12 protein-coding genes are annotated in these 16,519 nt (G+C 72.5%); 7 read left to right on the forward strand and 5 right to left on the reverse strand.

Features of this window, described 5'->3' with window-relative positions:
* Positions 1–8: 8 nt before the first annotated feature.
* Positions 9–2,879, forward strand: coding sequence for an ATP-binding protein (locus ACIBI9_RS23900; RefSeq protein WP_397224372.1), 2,871 nt, complete (start codon positions 9–11; stop codon positions 2,877–2,879).
* On the opposite strand, the gene ACIBI9_RS23905 is transcribed toward ACIBI9_RS23900, so the two are convergent.
* Positions 2,876–5,422, reverse strand: a complete 2,547-nt coding sequence (locus ACIBI9_RS23905; RefSeq protein ID WP_397224373.1) for a M4 family metallopeptidase — start codon at positions 5,420–5,422, stop codon at positions 2,876–2,878. The genes ACIBI9_RS23900 and ACIBI9_RS23905 overlap by 4 nt on opposite strands.
* 251 nt (positions 5,423–5,673) lie before the next feature.
* Between ACIBI9_RS23905 and ACIBI9_RS23910 the strand changes: the two genes are divergently transcribed.
* The 3 genes from ACIBI9_RS23910 (at position 5,674) to ACIBI9_RS23920 (ending at position 10,720) form a co-directional block, all read left to right on the forward strand.
* Complete coding sequence (locus ACIBI9_RS23910) at positions 5,674–8,904, forward strand: BTAD domain-containing putative transcriptional regulator (RefSeq protein WP_397224374.1); 3,231 nt, start codon at positions 5,674–5,676, stop codon at positions 8,902–8,904.
* A 67-nt stretch (positions 8,905–8,971) separates the two neighbouring features.
* Positions 8,972–10,114: an FAD-dependent monooxygenase gene (locus ACIBI9_RS23915; RefSeq protein WP_397224375.1), complete on the forward strand. Its 1,143-nt coding sequence runs from the start codon at positions 8,972–8,974 to the stop codon at positions 10,112–10,114.
* Between the two features lie 33 nt (positions 10,115–10,147).
* Complete coding sequence (locus ACIBI9_RS23920) at positions 10,148–10,720, forward strand: hypothetical protein (RefSeq protein WP_397224376.1); 573 nt, start codon at positions 10,148–10,150, stop codon at positions 10,718–10,720.
* On the opposite strand, the gene ACIBI9_RS23925 is transcribed toward ACIBI9_RS23920, so the two are convergent.
* Together ACIBI9_RS23925 and ACIBI9_RS23930 are read right to left on the reverse strand one after the other, a co-directional pair.
* Positions 10,710–11,528: an SAM-dependent methyltransferase gene (locus tag ACIBI9_RS23925; RefSeq protein ID WP_397224377.1), complete on the reverse strand. Its 819-nt coding sequence runs from the start codon at positions 11,526–11,528 to the stop codon at positions 10,710–10,712. The two genes, ACIBI9_RS23920 and ACIBI9_RS23925, sit on opposite strands and share 11 nt — an antisense overlap.
* Positions 11,529–11,666: 138 nt before the next feature.
* Positions 11,667–12,608 (reverse strand): NAD(P)H-dependent flavin oxidoreductase, encoded by a 942-nt coding sequence (locus ACIBI9_RS23930; RefSeq protein WP_397224378.1) that lies wholly within the window; start codon positions 12,606–12,608, stop codon positions 11,667–11,669.
* A 164-nt stretch (positions 12,609–12,772) separates the two neighbouring features.
* On the opposite strand from ACIBI9_RS23930, the gene ACIBI9_RS23935 reads away from it, so the two are divergent.
* Positions 12,773–12,958 (forward strand): hypothetical protein, encoded by a 186-nt coding sequence (locus ACIBI9_RS23935; RefSeq protein ID WP_345000866.1) that lies wholly within the window; start codon positions 12,773–12,775, stop codon positions 12,956–12,958.
* 17 nt (positions 12,959–12,975) lie between these two features.
* Here ACIBI9_RS23935 and ACIBI9_RS23940 read toward each other — a convergent pair whose 3' ends face one another.
* Positions 12,976–14,076 carry a serine hydrolase domain-containing protein gene (locus ACIBI9_RS23940; RefSeq protein ID WP_397224379.1) on the reverse strand — a complete coding sequence of 367 codons (1,101 nt, stop codon included), beginning with the start codon at positions 14,074–14,076 and terminating at the stop codon, positions 12,976–12,978.
* Positions 14,077–14,179: 103 nt separating this feature from the next.
* Between ACIBI9_RS23940 and ACIBI9_RS23945 the strand changes: the two genes are divergently transcribed.
* On the forward strand, positions 14,180–14,839 hold the full coding sequence (locus ACIBI9_RS23945) for a TetR/AcrR family transcriptional regulator (protein ID WP_397224380.1): 660 nt from the start codon (positions 14,180–14,182) through the stop codon (positions 14,837–14,839).
* Here the strand turns inward: ACIBI9_RS23945 and ACIBI9_RS23950 are convergent.
* Complete coding sequence (locus ACIBI9_RS23950) at positions 14,820–15,614, reverse strand: N-acetylmuramoyl-L-alanine amidase (RefSeq protein WP_397224381.1); 795 nt, start codon at positions 15,612–15,614, stop codon at positions 14,820–14,822. The two genes, ACIBI9_RS23945 and ACIBI9_RS23950, sit on opposite strands and share 20 nt — an antisense overlap.
* Before the next feature lie 263 nt (positions 15,615–15,877).
* Here ACIBI9_RS23950 and ACIBI9_RS23955 point away from each other — a divergent pair, with 263 nt between their 5' ends.
* Entirely contained in the window at positions 15,878–16,510 is a 633-nt protein-coding gene (locus ACIBI9_RS23955; RefSeq protein ID WP_397224382.1) for a GPP34 family phosphoprotein, read from the forward strand.
* Positions 16,511–16,519: the final 9 nt, after the last annotated feature.

The raw sequence follows: 16,519 nt of genomic DNA on the forward strand, positions 1-16,519 counted from the left end.
AGACCCCGATGGCAAGCGCGGCTTCTCCCGCATTGGTCGGGCGCGACACCCAGTTGCGGCTGCTCACCGGCGCCATCACGGAGCCGCCCTCCGTCATCCAGGTGCAGGGCGAGGCGGGCATCGGCAAGACCAGGCTCGTCAGGGCGGCCATCGACCCCCTGCGCGAAAGCGAAGGCGGCCGGACCGTGCTGCTCGGCCACTGCCACCAGATCCGCGAGCCGCTCCCGTACGGCCCGGTGCTGGACGCGCTCCGGGACGTCGCCCCCGCGCTCCCTCCCCACGACCGGCTGAGCCCGCTCACCGGCGTCCTGCGCGGCCACCTGCCCGAGCTGGCCGGCCACCTCCCGCCCGCCCCCTCGCCGCCCGCGTTCGACGATCCGCGGGCCGAGCGGCACCGGCTGTTCCGGGCCGTCCACGCGCTGCTGGCCGCGGCCGGTCCCGTCGTCCTCGTCGTGGAGGACCTGCACTGGGCCGACGACGGCACCCGTGACCTGCTGCGCTTCCTCACCGACCAGCCGCCCGACGGGCTGGCGCTGGTGGTGACGTTCCGGCGGGAGGAACTGCCGGTGCCCGGGCTGCCGTTCGGGCACGCGTACCGGCGGACTCCCGGGGTGCGCGGCGAGGTGATCTCGCTGACCCCGCTCGACGTCGAGGGGGTGCGCAGCCTCACCGGCGCGCTGCTCGGCCGGTCGGCGCCGACCGCCGAGTTCGCCGCCCGGCTGCACGAACGCACCGCGGGAGTGCCGTTCGTGATCGAGGAGGTGGTGCGCTCGCTGCTCGACGACGAGGGCCGCTTACCCGAGCCGGACGCGCTCGACCGCATGGCCGTGCCGCTGCTGCTGCGCGAGGCGATGGCCGAACGGCTCGCGGGCCTGTCGCCGGCCGCGCTGCGCGTCGTACGCGCCGCCGCCGTCCTGGGGCTGCCCGCCGACGAGTCCTTGATCGCCGCCGTCTCCGCGCCCACCCCGTCCGAGCCGGGGCTGGGCCAGGCGCTGGAGGCCGGCGTGCTGCTCGAGCACAAGGACGGCCAGTACGGCTTCCGCCACACCCTCGCCCAGCAGGCCGTCTACGACACGATCCCCGGCCCCGAGCGCCGCCAGATCCACCACCGGGCCATGACCGCGCTGTCCGGACTCGACCTGCCGCCCCTCGTACAGCTCGCCCACCACGCCCGCCGCGCCGGCGACTACGCGGCCTGGCAGCGCCACGGCGCCGCCGCCGCCGACCACGCCGCCGCGCTCGGCGACATCCCGCTCGCCGTCGAGGTGCTCGAAGGGCTGCTCGCCGACCCCAAGCTCCCCCACGACGCCCGCGGCCCGCTCGCGCTCAGGCTCAGCAGGGTCGCCGCCATCGGCCTGTCCCACCGCCGCGTCGTACGCATCCTGCGCCACCTGCTGTCGGACGACTTCCTGTCCCCGCAGGTACGCGGCCAGGCCCGGCTCAACCTGGGCGTGCTCCTGTCCAACCAGGCGGGCGCGGTCGCCGCCGGACGCCAGGAGATCCTGGCCGCGCTCCCCGACCTGCACGACAGCCCCAACCTGGCCGCCCGCGGGCTGGCCCTGCTGGCGATGCCCGCGTGGGGCGGCGAGCCGCTCTCCATGCACCAGGAGTGGATGGTCCAGGCGGAGAAGCTCCTCGACGACCGCGACCCCGAGCTGACCGCCGCCGTGCTGGTCAACAAGGTCACCCTCGCCATGCTGGTCGGCGCGCCCGACGCCTTCGAACTGGTCGGGGAGCTGCCGGTCCACGACCCGGCCCCGGCCGTGCGCCGCCAGGTGGCGCGCGGCTACTCCAACCTGTACGACGCCGCGGTGGCGCTCGGGCACTACGCGGCGGCCGAGCGGTTCGCGGACCGGAGCAGGCGCATCGCCGAGGAGACCGGCGCGCTCTACCCGGAGTTCCTGGTGGAGATGTCGTCGATCCGGCTCGACCTGCTGACCGGCCGCTGGACGGGGCTGCGCGAGCGGGCCGTCGCCGCCGTCGAGATGACCTTCGAGGCGCCGCTGCTGGCGGTGGACGCCCGGCTGACCCTCGGCATGCTGGCCCTGGCCAGGGGCGAGTGGGACGAGGCCGGCGAGCACCTGGAGGCGGCCGGCGTACGCGACCTGGACTCGGGCTTCCTGCCCGTCGCCGCGGCGGCCTCCAGCGGGCTGGTGGAGCTGCACCTGACCCGCGACTCGCCGGAGTCGGCGCTGCGCGAGGCCGATCTGGCGGTGGGCAGGCTCCGGCGCAAGGGCGTGTGGGTGTGGGGCGACCAGCTCGTGCCGGCCGCCGTCCTCGCGCTGCTCAAGGCGGGCAGGCGCGGCGCGGCGGCGGATCTGGTGGCCGAGTTCGCGGCGGGGATCGAGGGCAGGAACGCGCCGTCCGCGCAGGCCGGGCTCGACGCCGCCAGAGGGGCGCTGGCCCAGGACGCGGAGGAGGCGGCCCGCTACCACGCCCTGGCCCGCGGCGCCTATGAGGCGATGCCGCGGCCGTACGGCGCGGCGCGGGCGGCCGAGTCCGAGGCGGTCGCGCGCTTCGCGCTCGGCGACCGGGCGCGGGCCGCCGACCTCGTCGCCGACGCGGGCGAGCGGTACGCGGCACTCGGCGCCACCCACGACGCGGCCCGCTGCCGCCACCTGCTGCGCGAGATCGATCCGACCGGGGCGCGGCGCAGGGGCCGGCGGGGCCGCAGCGGGGTGCTGTCGCCGCGGGAGAGCGAGGTGGCCAGGCTGGTCGCGCTCGGCCGGACGAACCGGGAGATAGCGGAGGTGCTGTTCCTGTCGCGCCGCACGGTGGACACCCACGTGGCCAGGGTGCTGCAGAAGCTCGGCGTGCGGACGAGGGCGGACGTGCGGGAGCCCCGGCCGGACGACCGGCCGGGGCTCGTGGAGAGCTAGACGGTGATGCTCCAGGAGTCGATGAAGCCGGTGTCACCGGCGTAGACGTCCTCGATGTCGAGCACCCAGGTGCCCGCCGCCTGCTGGCTCACCGGGACGGAGAACGTCCTGGTGCCGTACTGCGTGCAGGTCGTGCCGCCGTACCTGTCGACCGCGTACCAGGTGCCGCTCGGCCCGCGTACCCAGATGTCGAGGTCCTCCGCGCACGTGTGGCTGATCGTGATCGAGATCCGGACCGGTGAGGTCGCGGTGCCCGTCGCGGTGGAGGTGATCGAGCTCTGGGTGTTGTTGAAGTCGGTGATCGGATAGTTGGTGTCGTTGGTGAACGTCCGGCCGCCCGTGGTGCTCTGGACGGTCAGCGCGTACGTCGCCGTGTGCGTGGCCGTCACGCCGGTGCCCGTCACCGTGATGGTGTAGCTGCCGGCCGGGGTGGTGGGCGCGGTCGAGATCGTCAGCGTGGACGAGCCGCCCGAGGTCACCGAGGCCGGGTTGAACGTGGCCGTGGCGCCGGTCGGCAGGCCGCTGGCCGACGACAGGTTCACCGTCTGCGCGGTGCCCGCCGTGGTGGTCGTGCTGACCGTGGACGTGGCCGCCGAGCCCGCCTGCACCGTGCCGGACGTCGGGTTGAGCGCCATCGAGAAGTCACGCGTCGGCGGGTTCGAGCTGACGGTGAGCGCGTACGTCGCCGTGTGCGTCGTCGAGCCGGTCCCCGTGACGGTGATGTTGTACGTGCCCGCAGCCGTCGAGGAGCCGACCGAGAGCGTCAGCGTGGAGGAGTTGCCCGAGGTCACCGACGAGGGGTTGAAGCTCGCCGTGGTGCCGCTGGGCAGCCCCGACGCGCTCAGGCTCACGGTCTGGGCGCTGCCGGAGGTGGTCTGCGTGCCGACCGTGGCCGTCGCCTGGCCGCCGGGCGCCGCGCTGCCGGAGGTCGGGCTGAGCGAGATCGAGAAGTCGCTGGTCGAGGTGCCGCACGCGGGCTCGCCCGAGGCCGCCGCCACGCTGATCGCGCTCCACGCCGCCTTGGTGGTGTTGCACTGGGCGCTGTTGGCGCCGAACAGCTCGATCGCGGCCGCGACAGAAGCGGCGCGGACGTTGGTGTACCGCCAGGACGAGGTCTTGCGGGCCAGCGCGCCCATGAAGATCTTGCCGGCGTTCTGGATGCCGACGCCGGTGACCGACGAGGGGCCGCCGGAGCAGATCGGGCTGGACGGCTTGCCGCCGCCGGGGTTGTTGCCCTCGGCCAGCAGGTAGAACCAGTGGTTCAGCGGGCCTGCCGCCGCGTGCACCTCGGTGCCCGGGATCGAGGAGGAGTAGCAGTTCGGGTCGCCGAGCGCGCTCGGGTTGTACATGTTCCGGATCGGCCCGTCGCCGACCAGGTCGACCTCCTCGCCCACCAGGTAGTCGGCCGGGTCGTTGGCGTTGGCGGCGTACGCCTCGGTCAGGGCGCCGAAGATGTCGCCGGTGGCCTCGTTGATCCCGCCGTTCTCGTTGCCGGAGCCGGCGCCGCCCGGGGTGGTCTGGAAGATCGCGTGCCCGAACTCGTGCGCCACGACGTCGATCGGGGTCGCCTGCCGGGTGTTGGCCTGGTTGTGGCCGAAGTTGGTGTAGCTGCCGTTCCAGTAGGCGTTCACGTCGTTGAGCCCGACCCGTACAGGGAACCCGCGGCCGCTGCCGTTGATGCCGTTGCGGCCGAGCCAGTCGCGCAGCATGTCCCACTCGCGCTGCACCCCGTAGAGCGCGTCCACGCAGGCGGTCTCCAGGTTGGTGCCCGAGCCGTTGCCCCACGCGTCGTCGGTTCCGGTGTAGGCGCTGCCGTTCTGGCCGCCGCACTGGATGCCGGGCCTGGACGTGTCGGTCATCGAGTACGAGCTGCCGGAGCCGCTCGTCCCGATGGTGACCTGGCCGTAGTAGTAGCCGTTGCCGGTGCCGGCGCGTACGAGGTCGTACGAGTCGGCGATCTCGCCGGTACGCGCGTCCACGAACACGTGCTGGATGCTCGGCTTGCCGTCGGCGATGCCGCTGACCATGGCGTCCCAGGCCAGCCTCGGCTTCTCGCCCCAGGCCAGCACGACCAGGCGGGGCGCCGCGGTGTCGTCCACGCGCGAGAGCTTCGTCCTGGCGACCTCGGTGGCCTTGCCGGCGCTGATCGTGGCCCGGGTCGGCACGTCGCCCGGGGTGGGGCCCGTCGCCGCGACCGTGTCCCTGACGTTCCCCGCCGCGTCGGTGACCACGACGGCGTCGCCGCCGACCATCGGCAGGCCCTTGTACGTGCGCTCGTACGACACGTAGTACATGTCGGCCGCGCCCGGGGTGACCGCCACGCGGCTGTAGGCCTCGTCGGCGCCCCGGGTGAGCTCGTCGAGCTGGCTGGAGACGGCCTTGTCGGCCACCTGTGCGGCGAGCGAGGCGGGGTCACTCACGCGCGCCGTCTGCTGCTGCGGTGCGGCTCCCGGAGGGGCGGCGTTCGCGGGCGGCGTCTGTAACGCCAGTGTGGTGGCCGTGGCCACGCCGACGACCGCCGCGAGTAAGGCTTTGCGTTTCACGGCTGTGCTGCTCCTTTCGAAGATCTCCCTCGGGATCGGCGCGCTTCGTGAGCGCACGACGGCCCGCGCGCCGCACGGGGATCGCCTCGGCGGCGGGATTGCAGGGAGATTGGGGGGTGGGAAGCTAGCAGTGCTGTTGCGCCTTGATGCCGCGACGCTAAACGGTCACTCCCGACTGGGAAATACGTATACGCATCGGTAGGTATACCGATAATTCCGTTTCGACTGCTCAGTTAGGGGACAATCGGGGCGTGCAATTCGGCATCCTGGGCCCGCTCCTGGTGCACTCTCCCAGTGGCGACACCCTGGCGATCGGGGGTCCGCGCCCGCGTGCCCTGCTCGCGCTGCTGCTGCTCGACGCCGGCCGGATGGTGAGCGTCGAGAGGCTCATCGACGGCCAGTACGGCGACCGCCCGCCCGCGGAGGCCGCCAACGCCATCCAGGCGCAGATCTCCCGGCTCAGGCGGAGCCTGCCGGCCGGCCTGATCGAGTTCCACGGGGCGGGATACCGGCTGGCGGTCTCGCCGGACGACGTGGACGCGCACCGGTTCGAGCGGCTGTCCCGCGAGGGACGCCGGCTGCTGGCGGGCGGTCGTTTCCCGGGAGCCGCCTCCTCGCTCAGGGAGGCCCTGGAGCTGTGGCGGGGACCGGCGCTCGCGGACGTGGCCGACGCGCCGTTCGCCGGGCCGCAGGCACTCCGGCTGGAGGAGCTCCGCCTGTCAGCCATGGAGGACCTGATGGAGGCCGAGCTGGGCCTGCCCGAGGGCAGCCCGGTGGCCGCGCTGCAGGACCTGGTGTCCGCGCATCCGCTGCGCGAGCGACCGCGCGGGCTGCTGATGCGCGCGCTGGAGGCGGCGGGGCGGCCGGCCGAGGCGCTGACGGTCTTCGACGAGACGCGCCGCCTGCTCGCCGACGAGCTCGGCACCGACCCCTCACCCGAGCTGGCGGCCCTGCACCTGGCGATCCTGCGGGCCGAACGGCACCAGGTCCGGCGGGTCACGCCCCCGGCCCAGCTGAACCGGCTCGTCGGGCGGGAGGAGGAGCTCGCGCGGCTGGCCGCCCTGCGCGGCGTCCGCCTGGTGACGCTCGTCGGCCCGGGCGGCATCGGCAAGACCCGCCTGGCCATCGAAGCCGCCACCCGCCTCCTCCACCCGGAGACCGCCACCCAACTCCTCCACCCGAAGACCGGCACCACCGACGAACCCCTGGGGGCGGCCACCGGCGACGAGGTGGCGGCGCAGCGCGCCCGGGAGGCGTGCTTCGTGGACCTGTCGCTGGTGGAGGGGGGCGGGCAGGTGGCGGGGACGGTGCTGGCGGCGCTCGGGTTGCGCGAGTCGGCGCTGCGCGGGCTTCCCGACCCCACCGAACGCCTGGTGGCGGCGCTGGCCGAGCAGGACCTCCTTCTCGTCCTGGACAACTGCGAGCACGTGCTCTCCGAGGTCGCCACGCTGGCCCGCCGCCTCCTCGCCACCGCCCCCGGCCTGACGATCATGGCCACGAGCCGGGAGCCGCTGGGCCTCACCGGCGAGCACCTGGTCCCGCTGGCACCCCTGCCCACCGACCCGGCCGTCAAGCTGTTCGCCGAACGGGCCGCGGCCGTGCGGCAGGGGTTCGCGGTCGGGCCGGGCAACCTGGACGCCGTCGTGCGGATCTGCGCGGCGCTGGACTGCCTGCCGCTGGCCATCGAGCTGGCGGCGGCCCGGATGCGTACGTTCGGCGTGGAAGAGATCGCGACCCGGCTGGCCGAGCACGACAGGTTCCGGCTGCTGTCCCGGGGCGACCGTACCGCCCCCACGCGCCACCGGACGCTGCACGCGGTCGTGGAGTGGAGCTGGAGCCTGCTCGGCGCCGAGGAGCAGGCGCTGGCCAGGCAGTTCTCCGTGTTCGCCGGGGGCGCGAGCCTGGAGGCGGTGGAACGGGTGTGCGGCGCGGACAGCGCCGACCTGCTGGCCGACCTGGTGGACAAGTCGCTGGTCGAGACCGACGGCGAGCGCTACCACATGCTCGACACCATCCGCCTGTTCTGCGCGGAGCGGCTGGCGGAGACGGGCGAGGAGGACCGGCTGAGGGCGGCCCACGCCGCCTGGTTCCTGGAGTTCGCGCGCCGCGCCGACGGCCACCTCTACAGCGCCGAACAGCTCCAGTGGCTGGCCCTGCTCTCGGCCGACAACGCGAACCTGCAGGCGGCGCTGCGGTGGAGCGTCGAGCACGACCCGCCGACGGCGGCGCGGCTGGTGGCGGCGCTGGCCATGTACTGGTGGCTCAGCGGGCGACGGGGCGAGGCGACCCGGCATGCCGTGCGGCTCCTCGACGCCATCGGCCCCGACCTGGGGGAGGAGTACGTGCTGGTGGTGCTGCACGCCGTACCCGACGCCGAGTCCCCGCACTGGAAGCAGGCCCGGACGGTCATCGGCTCGTTCGACCGGCCGATGCGGTCCCGGTTCGGCCCGGCCCTGTGGGGGATGCTCGCGGGACCGCCCGCGCCCGGGGAGACGATGGCCGTACACGTGATCGGGTCCGATCCGTGGAGCAAGGCACTCGAACAGCTCAGCAGCGCGCTGCTGGCGCTGCTGCGCGGCCGCGTCGCCGACGCGGAGCGGGAACTGGAGTGGATGCTCGCGGAGTTCGGCGCCTTGGGCGAGCGCTGGGGGAAGGTGCAGGGGCTCGACTGGCTCGGGCTGATCGCGAGCTGGCGCGGCGAGTGGGGACGCGCCATGGAGCTGTGGCAGGAGGCGGTCGCCCTGCTCGAAGAGCTCGGGGCGATGGAGGAACTGGCGGACGTCCTGCACCGGCGCGCCGAGGCACACTGGCGGGCCGGGGACGCCCGGGCCGCCCGCGCCGACTGCGAGCGGGCCGGGGATCTGGCGCGCCGGCTCGGGCGGCCGGAGCTGACGGCGTGGGTGAATCTGCGGCTGGGCGAGATGGCCCGCCTGGAGGGTGACCTGGCTGAGGCGTCCCGCCGGCTGGAGGCCGCGTTCGCCGCCTCCGAGGCCGGCCTGTTCCAGGCCCACGCGGCCAGGTCGCACGTGCTGACGGCGCTCGGCCGCCTGGCCGAGGCGACCGGCGACGCCGCCGAGGCCGCGCGCCGGCACGCGGAGGCGCTGGCGATGACGCTGAAGTCGCCGCTGACCATCGACCTCGCCGACGCCGCCGAAGGCCTGGCGGGCCAGTGCCTGCTGGACGGCACGGAAAGCCCGGCGGACCGACGTCTGGACGCCGCGGAGGACCCGGCGGGCCGGCACCCGGACGGGGCGACGGCGGTGGACCGAGAGCCGGCGGAGCGGGCGGCGGCGCTGCTGGGCGTGGGGGTGGCGCTGCGCGGCATGGCCGTCGCCGGGGACCGGGACGTCGCCAGGATCGCCGCCGCCGCCACGGAGGTACTCGGGCCCGCGGGATTCGCGGTGGCGTACTCCAAGGGGGCGGCGATGAGCAGGGACGACGCGCTCGCCACCCTGATCGCGACCACGGGCGCAGGCCGCTGACGGAGCCCGCCCCGGCTGTCAGCCGACAGTCGCCCCGCTGTCAGCGGCGCTCGCGAAGCTGACGGACATGAAGAACACCAACGTCCTCATCTCCGGCGCCAGCATCGGCGGCCCCGCCCTCGCCCTCCTGCTGTCCCGCTACGGCTTCAACCTCACCGTCGTCGAGAAGGCCCCGTCGCTGCGCCCCGGCGGCCAGGCCGTCGACTTCAAGAGTCATACCCACCGCACCGTCCTGACCCGCATGGGGGTGCTCAAGGACATCGAGGCGCTCCAGACCGGCGGCGCCGACCAGGTGATCGTCGACGCGGACGGCCGCAAGCTGGCGGTCATCCCCGGCGAGTTCACCGGCGGCGAGATCGAGATCAAGCGCGGCGACCTGTCCAGGGTCTTCTACGAGCGGACCGCCGCGAGCTGCGAGTACGTCTTCGGCGACTCGATCACCTCGCTCACCGAGACCCCCGGTGGCGTGCACGTCACCTTCGAACGCTCCGCCCCCCGCACGTTCGACCTGGTGGTGGGGGCGGACGGCATCCACTCCAACGTCCGCCGCCTCACCTTCGGCCCCGAGTCCGACTACGTGAAGCACCTCGGCTACTACTACGCCCTGGTCGACGTCGAGGGTGACTTCGGCACGGTCTCGAAGATGTACAACGAGCCCGGCAGGATGGCCGCCGTCGGCGGGCCGAAGGCGCCCGCGTTCTTCGTCTTCGCCTCCGAGCGCCTCGACTACGACCGGTACGACATGCGGCAGCAGAAGGACCTGCTGACCCGCGCCTACGCGGGCATGGGCTGGCAGGGCCCGGCGCTCATGGAGGCGGTGCGCCGCTCCCATGACGTCTATCTCGACGCCATCAGCCAGACCTCCATCGACCGCTACAGCAAGGGCCGCGTGGTGCTGCTCGGCGACGCCGCGTACGGCAACACCCTGGCCGGCTTCGGCTCGGGCCTGGCCGTGGTCGGCGCGTACGTGCTCGCGGGCGAGCTCAAGCGGGCCGGCGGCGATCACCGCGTGGCCTTCGCGCAGTACGAGGAGCAGATGCGCGGATACGCCAAGGTCTCCAAGAAGGGCAGCGCGGGCCCCTTCCTCGCTCCTCGCACCCCGAGGGGGATCCGGATGCGGAACTGGATGTTCAAGAACAGCTTCCTGTTCGGTTGGATGATGAAGATGACCGACAAGTTCGCGAACGACATCGCGCTGAAGGAGTACTGAACCTTTCTCACATCTGTCGCATCCAACCCACACATGAACAAGATTCACAAGCTTGCCGCCCTGTCCGTGCTGCCCGTCGCCGCGGCCCTGATCGCCCTCCCCGCTCAGGCCGCGGAGCGCCCCGCCTGCCCCGTCCCGACCAAGGCGGAGGAGAAGCGGTCGTCCGACACCAAGGTCGACAAGCCGGCCAGGGGCGCCACCGCCATCAAGGGAGTTCGCGTCAACCACATCCCGAAGGGCTTCACGTACGGCGGGGTCGTCGTCAACAAGCACGACGGCATCACCGAGTACGGCTACCAGTGGGGCGACGACCGCCCCGACGTGGACCCCAAGCAGCGCTCGCTCTGGGTCAGGGTCGTGTGCTGGCCGAAGGCGAGCAAGCTGGCGCAGCTCAAGAACGGGCCGTTCGACATGGGGACGTTCTCCGGCGACACCGAGACCGTGAAGATCGGCGGCCGTCAGGTGCTCACCCAGGAGGGCGACGGCGCGCTCGGCCACGGCCGGTACGCGGGCTGGGTCGAGCGCAAGGGAGTCGTCGTCACCGTGATGGCCAGCACGCCCCTCGTCCCCGAGCTGTCGAAGATCATCAAGGGGATCAAGCTCTGAGCAGGCCGACCCCGCCCTCGATGCGCAGCTGCGGGGTGCCGTCGAGAAGGGGGATGTGAAGCTCGTCCTCGCCGATGTGCCAGTCCTGGACGGGCACCAGGCCCGGCCCGATCAGCTCGAACCCGTCGAACAGCCCCAGCACCTCCTCCCGCGTCCGGAACCGCGCCTGCGCGGGGGTGCCGGCCGTCGCCATCGTGAGCTGGGCGATCGCCTCGGGGGCGCTCTCCGCCATCGCGTGGGTGACCACCAGGTAGCTGCCCGACACCATGCGCTTCCTGAAAGCGGCCACGATGCCGCCGGGGTCCTCCTCGTCCATCACGTAGTGCAGCACCCCGACCATCAGCACGCACACCGGCTGCTCGAAGTCGATCAGGCCGGTGACGCTGGGGTCGGAGAGCACGTCGTCGGGGCGGCGCAGGTCGGCCTGGATGCTGGCGATGCCCGGCGAGTCGGCGAGCAGCACCTGCGCGTGCAGGCGCACCACGGGGTCGTAGTCCACATAGACCACCCGGCAGGCAGGGTTCACCGAGCGGACGGTCTCGTGGATGCTGGGCGAGGTCGGGATGCCGGTGCCCAGGTCGATGAACTGCCGCAGGCCCTGCTTCGCCAGATGGCGGACGGCCTCGACCTGAAACTTACGGTTGGCCCTGGCCACCAGACGGGTGTCCGGGGCGACCGCGAGGAGCTTTTCCGCCACCGCCCGATCGACCGCGACGTGGTCCTTGCCGCCGAGCAGATAGTCGTACACCCGGGCGGAGCTGGGAACCGTCGGGTCCACTCCGGGCGGAACGCGTTCTAGCTCGGTCACTGGGGGCCGTCTCCTTCCACGCGTGCGACTCCGAACGCCATACTACTCGGCAGTACCGCACGTCATAGGGAAGATTGAGCAGGCCCCCTTCGGCCGTACCGGCAGACCGAACAGAACAGGTTCTCGTCTGCCCGCCGATCAGGAGAAACGGGCCAGGAGCTCCTCGGCGGCGGCGAAGCCGGCGACCACGTCGGCCGCCGTGCGCCGCTCGCGCACCATCCCCACGGCCTGCCCCGCGTAGATGCAGGCGGTGTCGAAGTCCCCTTCGGCCCGCGCCGCCGCCTGCCGGGCCGGGGCGTCGTCGTCCACGGCCAGTTCGTCCTCCCGCCCGGCCCACCGGTCGAAGAACGCGTTGCGCAGCGCCCGCCCGCCGTACTCGGGCGGCCAGTCCAGGCGCTGGGCGATGTCGAAGACCCGCCCGTACGCGGTGCCCGTCTCCTCGGCCGCCAGCAAGCGCTCCGTGGCCGTCTCCGAGAGGGCCGTCTCCGCGCACCCCATGAAGGCCGTGCCCACCCAGGCCCCGGCGGCGCCGGCGGCCAGCACGGCGGCGAGCCCGCGCCCGGTCGAGATGCCGCCCGCCGCGAGCACCGGGACGCTCACCGCGTCGAGCACGCTCTGCAGCAGCGGCAGCGTGGCCACCGCGTCGCGCCCGTGGCCGCCCGCCTCGGCCCCGCGCGCCACGACCGCGTCCACCCCGGCCTGCTCGGCGGCGCGGGCCTCGTCGGTCGTGCCCGCCTGGGTGACGACCGTGATGCCCGCCTGCCGCAGCTCCTCCACATAACGCGCATACGGCCCGAAGCTCACGGAGACGATCGTGGGCCGGAGCTCGAGCACGGCGTCGAACTGGGCGGGGTTGCCGGTCAGCGCCCAGGCCATGAGCCCGATCCCGTACGGACCGCCGCCCGCGACGGCGGCCTCCTTGGTGATCCACTCCCCCGTGGCCGCGGCGGCGACCCCGATCATGCCGAGCGCGCCCGCCTCGGAGACGGCGGCGGCCAGCCGGCCCGCACCGACCCCCGCCATCGGCGCCCCCACCACCGGCACCGCCAGGCCGAACCGTTCGGTAAGCCATGTGCGCAAGGTCATTCCCCCCCTAGAAAACCCCTGTTGGGGCCAGTCTTCCATGGCCTTCCCGACCACTGGACCGGAAATACAGCCGGATGACCGATGCGCTCACGGCACACACCTGTGCATCCTGGTGGGGAACGGCTTTCGTTCCGCAGCGGAGAGGAGTCACGAGGGCCATGGACAACGCGGCAGGCCGCCCGACCGTGATCTTGGATAATGGCGTGGTCGGCAGGGTCATGCTGGCTCATCCGTCCAGGCGCGACCTCGTGCTCGTGCTGGGCATGGACGGCACCCTGCTCAGCTGCCAGCTCGACGACATCGCCTGCGTGGTCGGGGGCAAGCCCCTCTGCCGCGACGGCTGACCGGCGGGCCGGACACTCTAGGCACCGGTCACGATGCCGCCGATCAGGCTCGCGGCCGCGAAGTCGTTGGTGAGGCGGTTCTTGGTGAGCGCGAACGCGGTGCCGGTCGCCGTGTCGGCCCAGGCCGCGCTGCCGCCCGCGCCCGGCACCCCGAACACGGTCGGGCTCGCCTCGGCGGTCGAGCCGGGGCCGCCGATGCCGTACCCGAGCCCCCAGGACGACGGCATGCCGAACACCTCGTCGATCCCGCTGGAGGCCACCGCCGTCGCCTCGCGCAGCCGGTCGGGCGAGATCAGCCGCGTCCCGTCCACCTCGCCGAGCAGCGCGGCGTACATCCGCGCGATGGCCCGGGCCGAGGTCTTGCCGCCCGCGGGGATGTCGGAGGACAGGTAGTCGGCGCGGTTGCCCAGCTCGGCGTTCGGCATCAGCGACATCGGCCCCGCCTTGAACATCGGGAGGTCCGCCGGCATCTCGCCCCACGCCGCCGGGTCCACCGGCGCGTCCTCCAGCCTGGCCAGCCGGTGGTGCTCCGTCTCCGGCATCCCGAAGTAGAGCTCGTCGGCCACGCCCAGCGGGCCCGCCACGTCCTCCAGCAGCACCTGCGAGATGGGCTTGCCGGTGACCCGCCGGACGATCTCGCCGACCAGGAACCCGAACGTGTACGCGTGGTAGCCCACCTTCGTGCCCGGCTCCCACCACAGCTCGGCGTCCTCCAGCGCGGCGACCATCTTGTCCCAGTCGCAGACGTCCTCCGGGGTGGTGTCGAGCGGCACGCCCGGCACGCCGGCCGTGTGCGACAGAACGTGGCGCACGGTCACACCCTGCTTGCCGTGCCGCCCGAACTCCGGCCACAGCTCCACGACCGGAGTGTCGTAACCGAACAGGCCCCGCTCGGCCAGCACGTGGGCGACGGTCGCGGTGGCGCCCTTGCCGATCGAGAAGTTGTAGAAGGGCGTGTCAGCCGTGACGGGCCGCCCGGTCGCGGGGTCGGCCACGCCTGCCACCACATCCACGACCTGGACGCCGTACCGATAGACGGCCACCTGGAGCCCGCGCTCCTCGCCTGACTCGACGAGCCTGTCGGCGGTTTCCTGCACCTGCTGCTGAAGATCACTCATGACGTGCTTTGTCCTTTTCATCGCTGGAACTAGACGGTACGGTACTCACATCAGTACGGAACTGTCCAGTACTGTGTTTTCGTCGAAGGGCGAAGGGATGGGCATGGCACCGGAAGAGGACGGCCGCACGGCACGCAAGCGCAGGCAGATCATGGAGGCGGCCCGGCCGGTGTTCCTGCGCAACGGCTACGTGGGCGCGAGCATGGACGAGGTGGCGGCGCTGGCGGCGGTCTCGAAGCAGACCGTCTACAAGCACTTCACCGACAAGGAACAGCTGTTCACGAGCATCATCCTCGACACGACGACCCAGGTCGAGGGGCTGGCCAAGCTCATCACCGCGGCGCTCGACGACAGCGAGGACCTGGCCAAGGACCTGGGCGAGCTGGCCCGGCAGTTCCTCGGCGCGCTCATGCGGCCCGACGTGCTCCGCCTGCGCCGGCTGGTGATCGCCGAGGCCGACCGCTTCCCCGACCTCGGCCGCACCTGGTACCAGCAGGGCTTCGAGCGCTCGCTGGAGACCCTGGCCGCCGCCTTCGAACGCCTCGCCGGCCGCGGCCTGCTCCGCGTGGACGACCCCGAGCTGACCGCCCAGCACTTCGTGGGCCTGCTGCTGTGGATCCCGGTGAACAAGGTGATGTTCTGGGGCGGCGGCGACCACTACACCGAGGCCGACCTCGAACGGCTCTCCGAGGCCGCCGTCGCCGCGTTCCTGCGCGCGTACGGGGCCTCCCCGACCGACAGGGCTAGGTCAGATATTTCCTGAGCCCGGCGGCCAGGGCGACGGCCATGCGCTCGCGGAAGCCGGGGTCGGACATCTTGGCCGCGTCGCCGCGGTTGCGCATGTTGCCGCACTCGATGAACACCGCGGGACGCACGGAGAGGTTGAGCCCGCCCAGGTCGGTGCGGGTCTGCAGCCCGTCCACGCCGGTGTAGTCGGCGTACGGCAGGCCCGTGCCGTCCCGGTAGGCGTTCCTGATGTCCACCCCAAGCCGCCGGGACGGCTTGATGATCTGGTCGTTGTGCCCGGAGACCAGCCCCGGCATGATCACGTGGAAGCCGTGCCCGCTCGGCGTGGCGCCGTCGCCGTGGATCGACAGGACCGCGTCCGCCCTGGCCTCGTTGCCGATGGCGGCCCGCTCGGTGACGCACGGGCCGACGCCCTTGTCGTCGGGCCTGGTGAGCACGACCTTGGCGCCCATCTTCTCCAGGATCGGCTTGAGCCGGTCGGCGACGTCCCAGGTGAAGGCGTGCTCCGGGAATCCGGCGTTGGTCTGCGTGCCGGTCGTGTTGCAGGGCTTCCTGCCGGTGATGATGTCGACCTGCCGGTTGATCTCCTCGGGGTGCGCGGCGTTGCCGCCGTTGTGGCCGGGGTCGATCACCACGATCTTGCCCGCGAGCGCGCCTCCGCCCGGCTTCTGGCTGGCGGACGGCGCCGCGGGCAGCGCCGCCTCCTGCGAAACGGGCACGGCGGCGCCGCACGCCGTGGTCAGCGCGGCCAGCGTGACGACCGCCACGAATCCGGTCCGGTACGCGCACATGATCCCGACCGTACCGGCTGCCGCGCGGCAAACCCAAGACCCGCCTGACCTGCGTCTTCGTGTCGCGGCGCGGCTTCCCGCCATCCGAGAATTCCTCATTTTTTATTCGGCACTTTAACCATAAATCATCATTTTCCGGACTTGGGGATAAATGGGTCTACCCGGGCGATGACGTTCTTGGTAGACATTTCCGCTGGCGGCCATACGCTGCCGGCCGAAAGCGGGTCGTCCTTTTAAGGCGATAGTGAGCGGACCGATTCAAGGTGCTTGCCGATGATTTCTTCCTCGTCTCATGGGACACGACCGGCTCGGGCAGACCCCGCCTCCACGTGCAGGGTGTCGCTCTCGGCCTGGCGGGGGCCCTGATCGGGGAACTCGTGCTGCACCAGAGGGTCGCCGTGCGCGGCGTGCGGCTCGACGTGATCGACTCCGAGGACGTCACGGAGAAGGTGGCCAATCAGGTGCTGGCCGATATCGGGGATTCGCCGCACCACACCGACGTGCGCACGTGGCTGGCGTATTTTGCGCAGCGCTCGGTCGAGGACGTGGGCGGGCGGTTGGTCGCCGCCGGGCTGCTGGAGCGCGAGGCCCCCAAACTGCTCAGGCGCAGGCCGCCCCGGTTCTTCTCCGCCGACTTCAGCAAGGCCATGTGGCCCGCGACCCGGCTGCGGCTGGCGCTGGTCCGGCACTGGCCGCTGTCGCCGCAGGACATGGCGCTGGCCACGCTGGTGGATGCGTGCGACATGACGGAGACCGTGCTTGACGATCCGGCCGACCGGCGGGTGGCCCGCCGGTACCTGACCACACTGCTCGCCACGATGCCCGAGCCGCTGCGCGACCTGAGCCGCCACGTGAGTGCCGCCGTCGGCGACGCCGTACTGACCTACCGCACCTGAACACCCCCA

Source organism: Nonomuraea sp. NPDC050451 (assembly GCF_044458585.1).

Bases quoted from the DNA above. Each gene is read 5' to 3' on its own strand.
- ACIBI9_RS23900 (WP_397224372.1), top strand. From the start codon at position 9: ATGGCAAGCGCGGCTTCTCCCGCATTGGTCGGGCGCGACACCCAGTTG.
- ACIBI9_RS23950 (WP_397224381.1), bottom strand. From the start codon at position 15,614: ATGTGCGCGTACCGGACCGGATTCGTGGCGGTCGTCACGCTGGCCGCG.
- ACIBI9_RS23945 (WP_397224380.1), top strand. From the start codon at position 14,180: ATGGCACCGGAAGAGGACGGCCGCACGGCACGCAAGCGCAGGCAGATC.
- ACIBI9_RS23915 (WP_397224375.1), top strand. From the start codon at position 8,972: ATGAAGAACACCAACGTCCTCATCTCCGGCGCCAGCATCGGCGGCCCC.
- ACIBI9_RS23940 (WP_397224379.1), bottom strand. From the start codon at position 14,076: ATGAGTGATCTTCAGCAGCAGGTGCAGGAAACCGCCGACAGGCTCGTC.
- ACIBI9_RS23920 (WP_397224376.1), top strand. From the start codon at position 10,148: ATGAACAAGATTCACAAGCTTGCCGCCCTGTCCGTGCTGCCCGTCGCC.
- ACIBI9_RS23935 (WP_345000866.1), top strand. From the start codon at position 12,773: ATGGACAACGCGGCAGGCCGCCCGACCGTGATCTTGGATAATGGCGTG.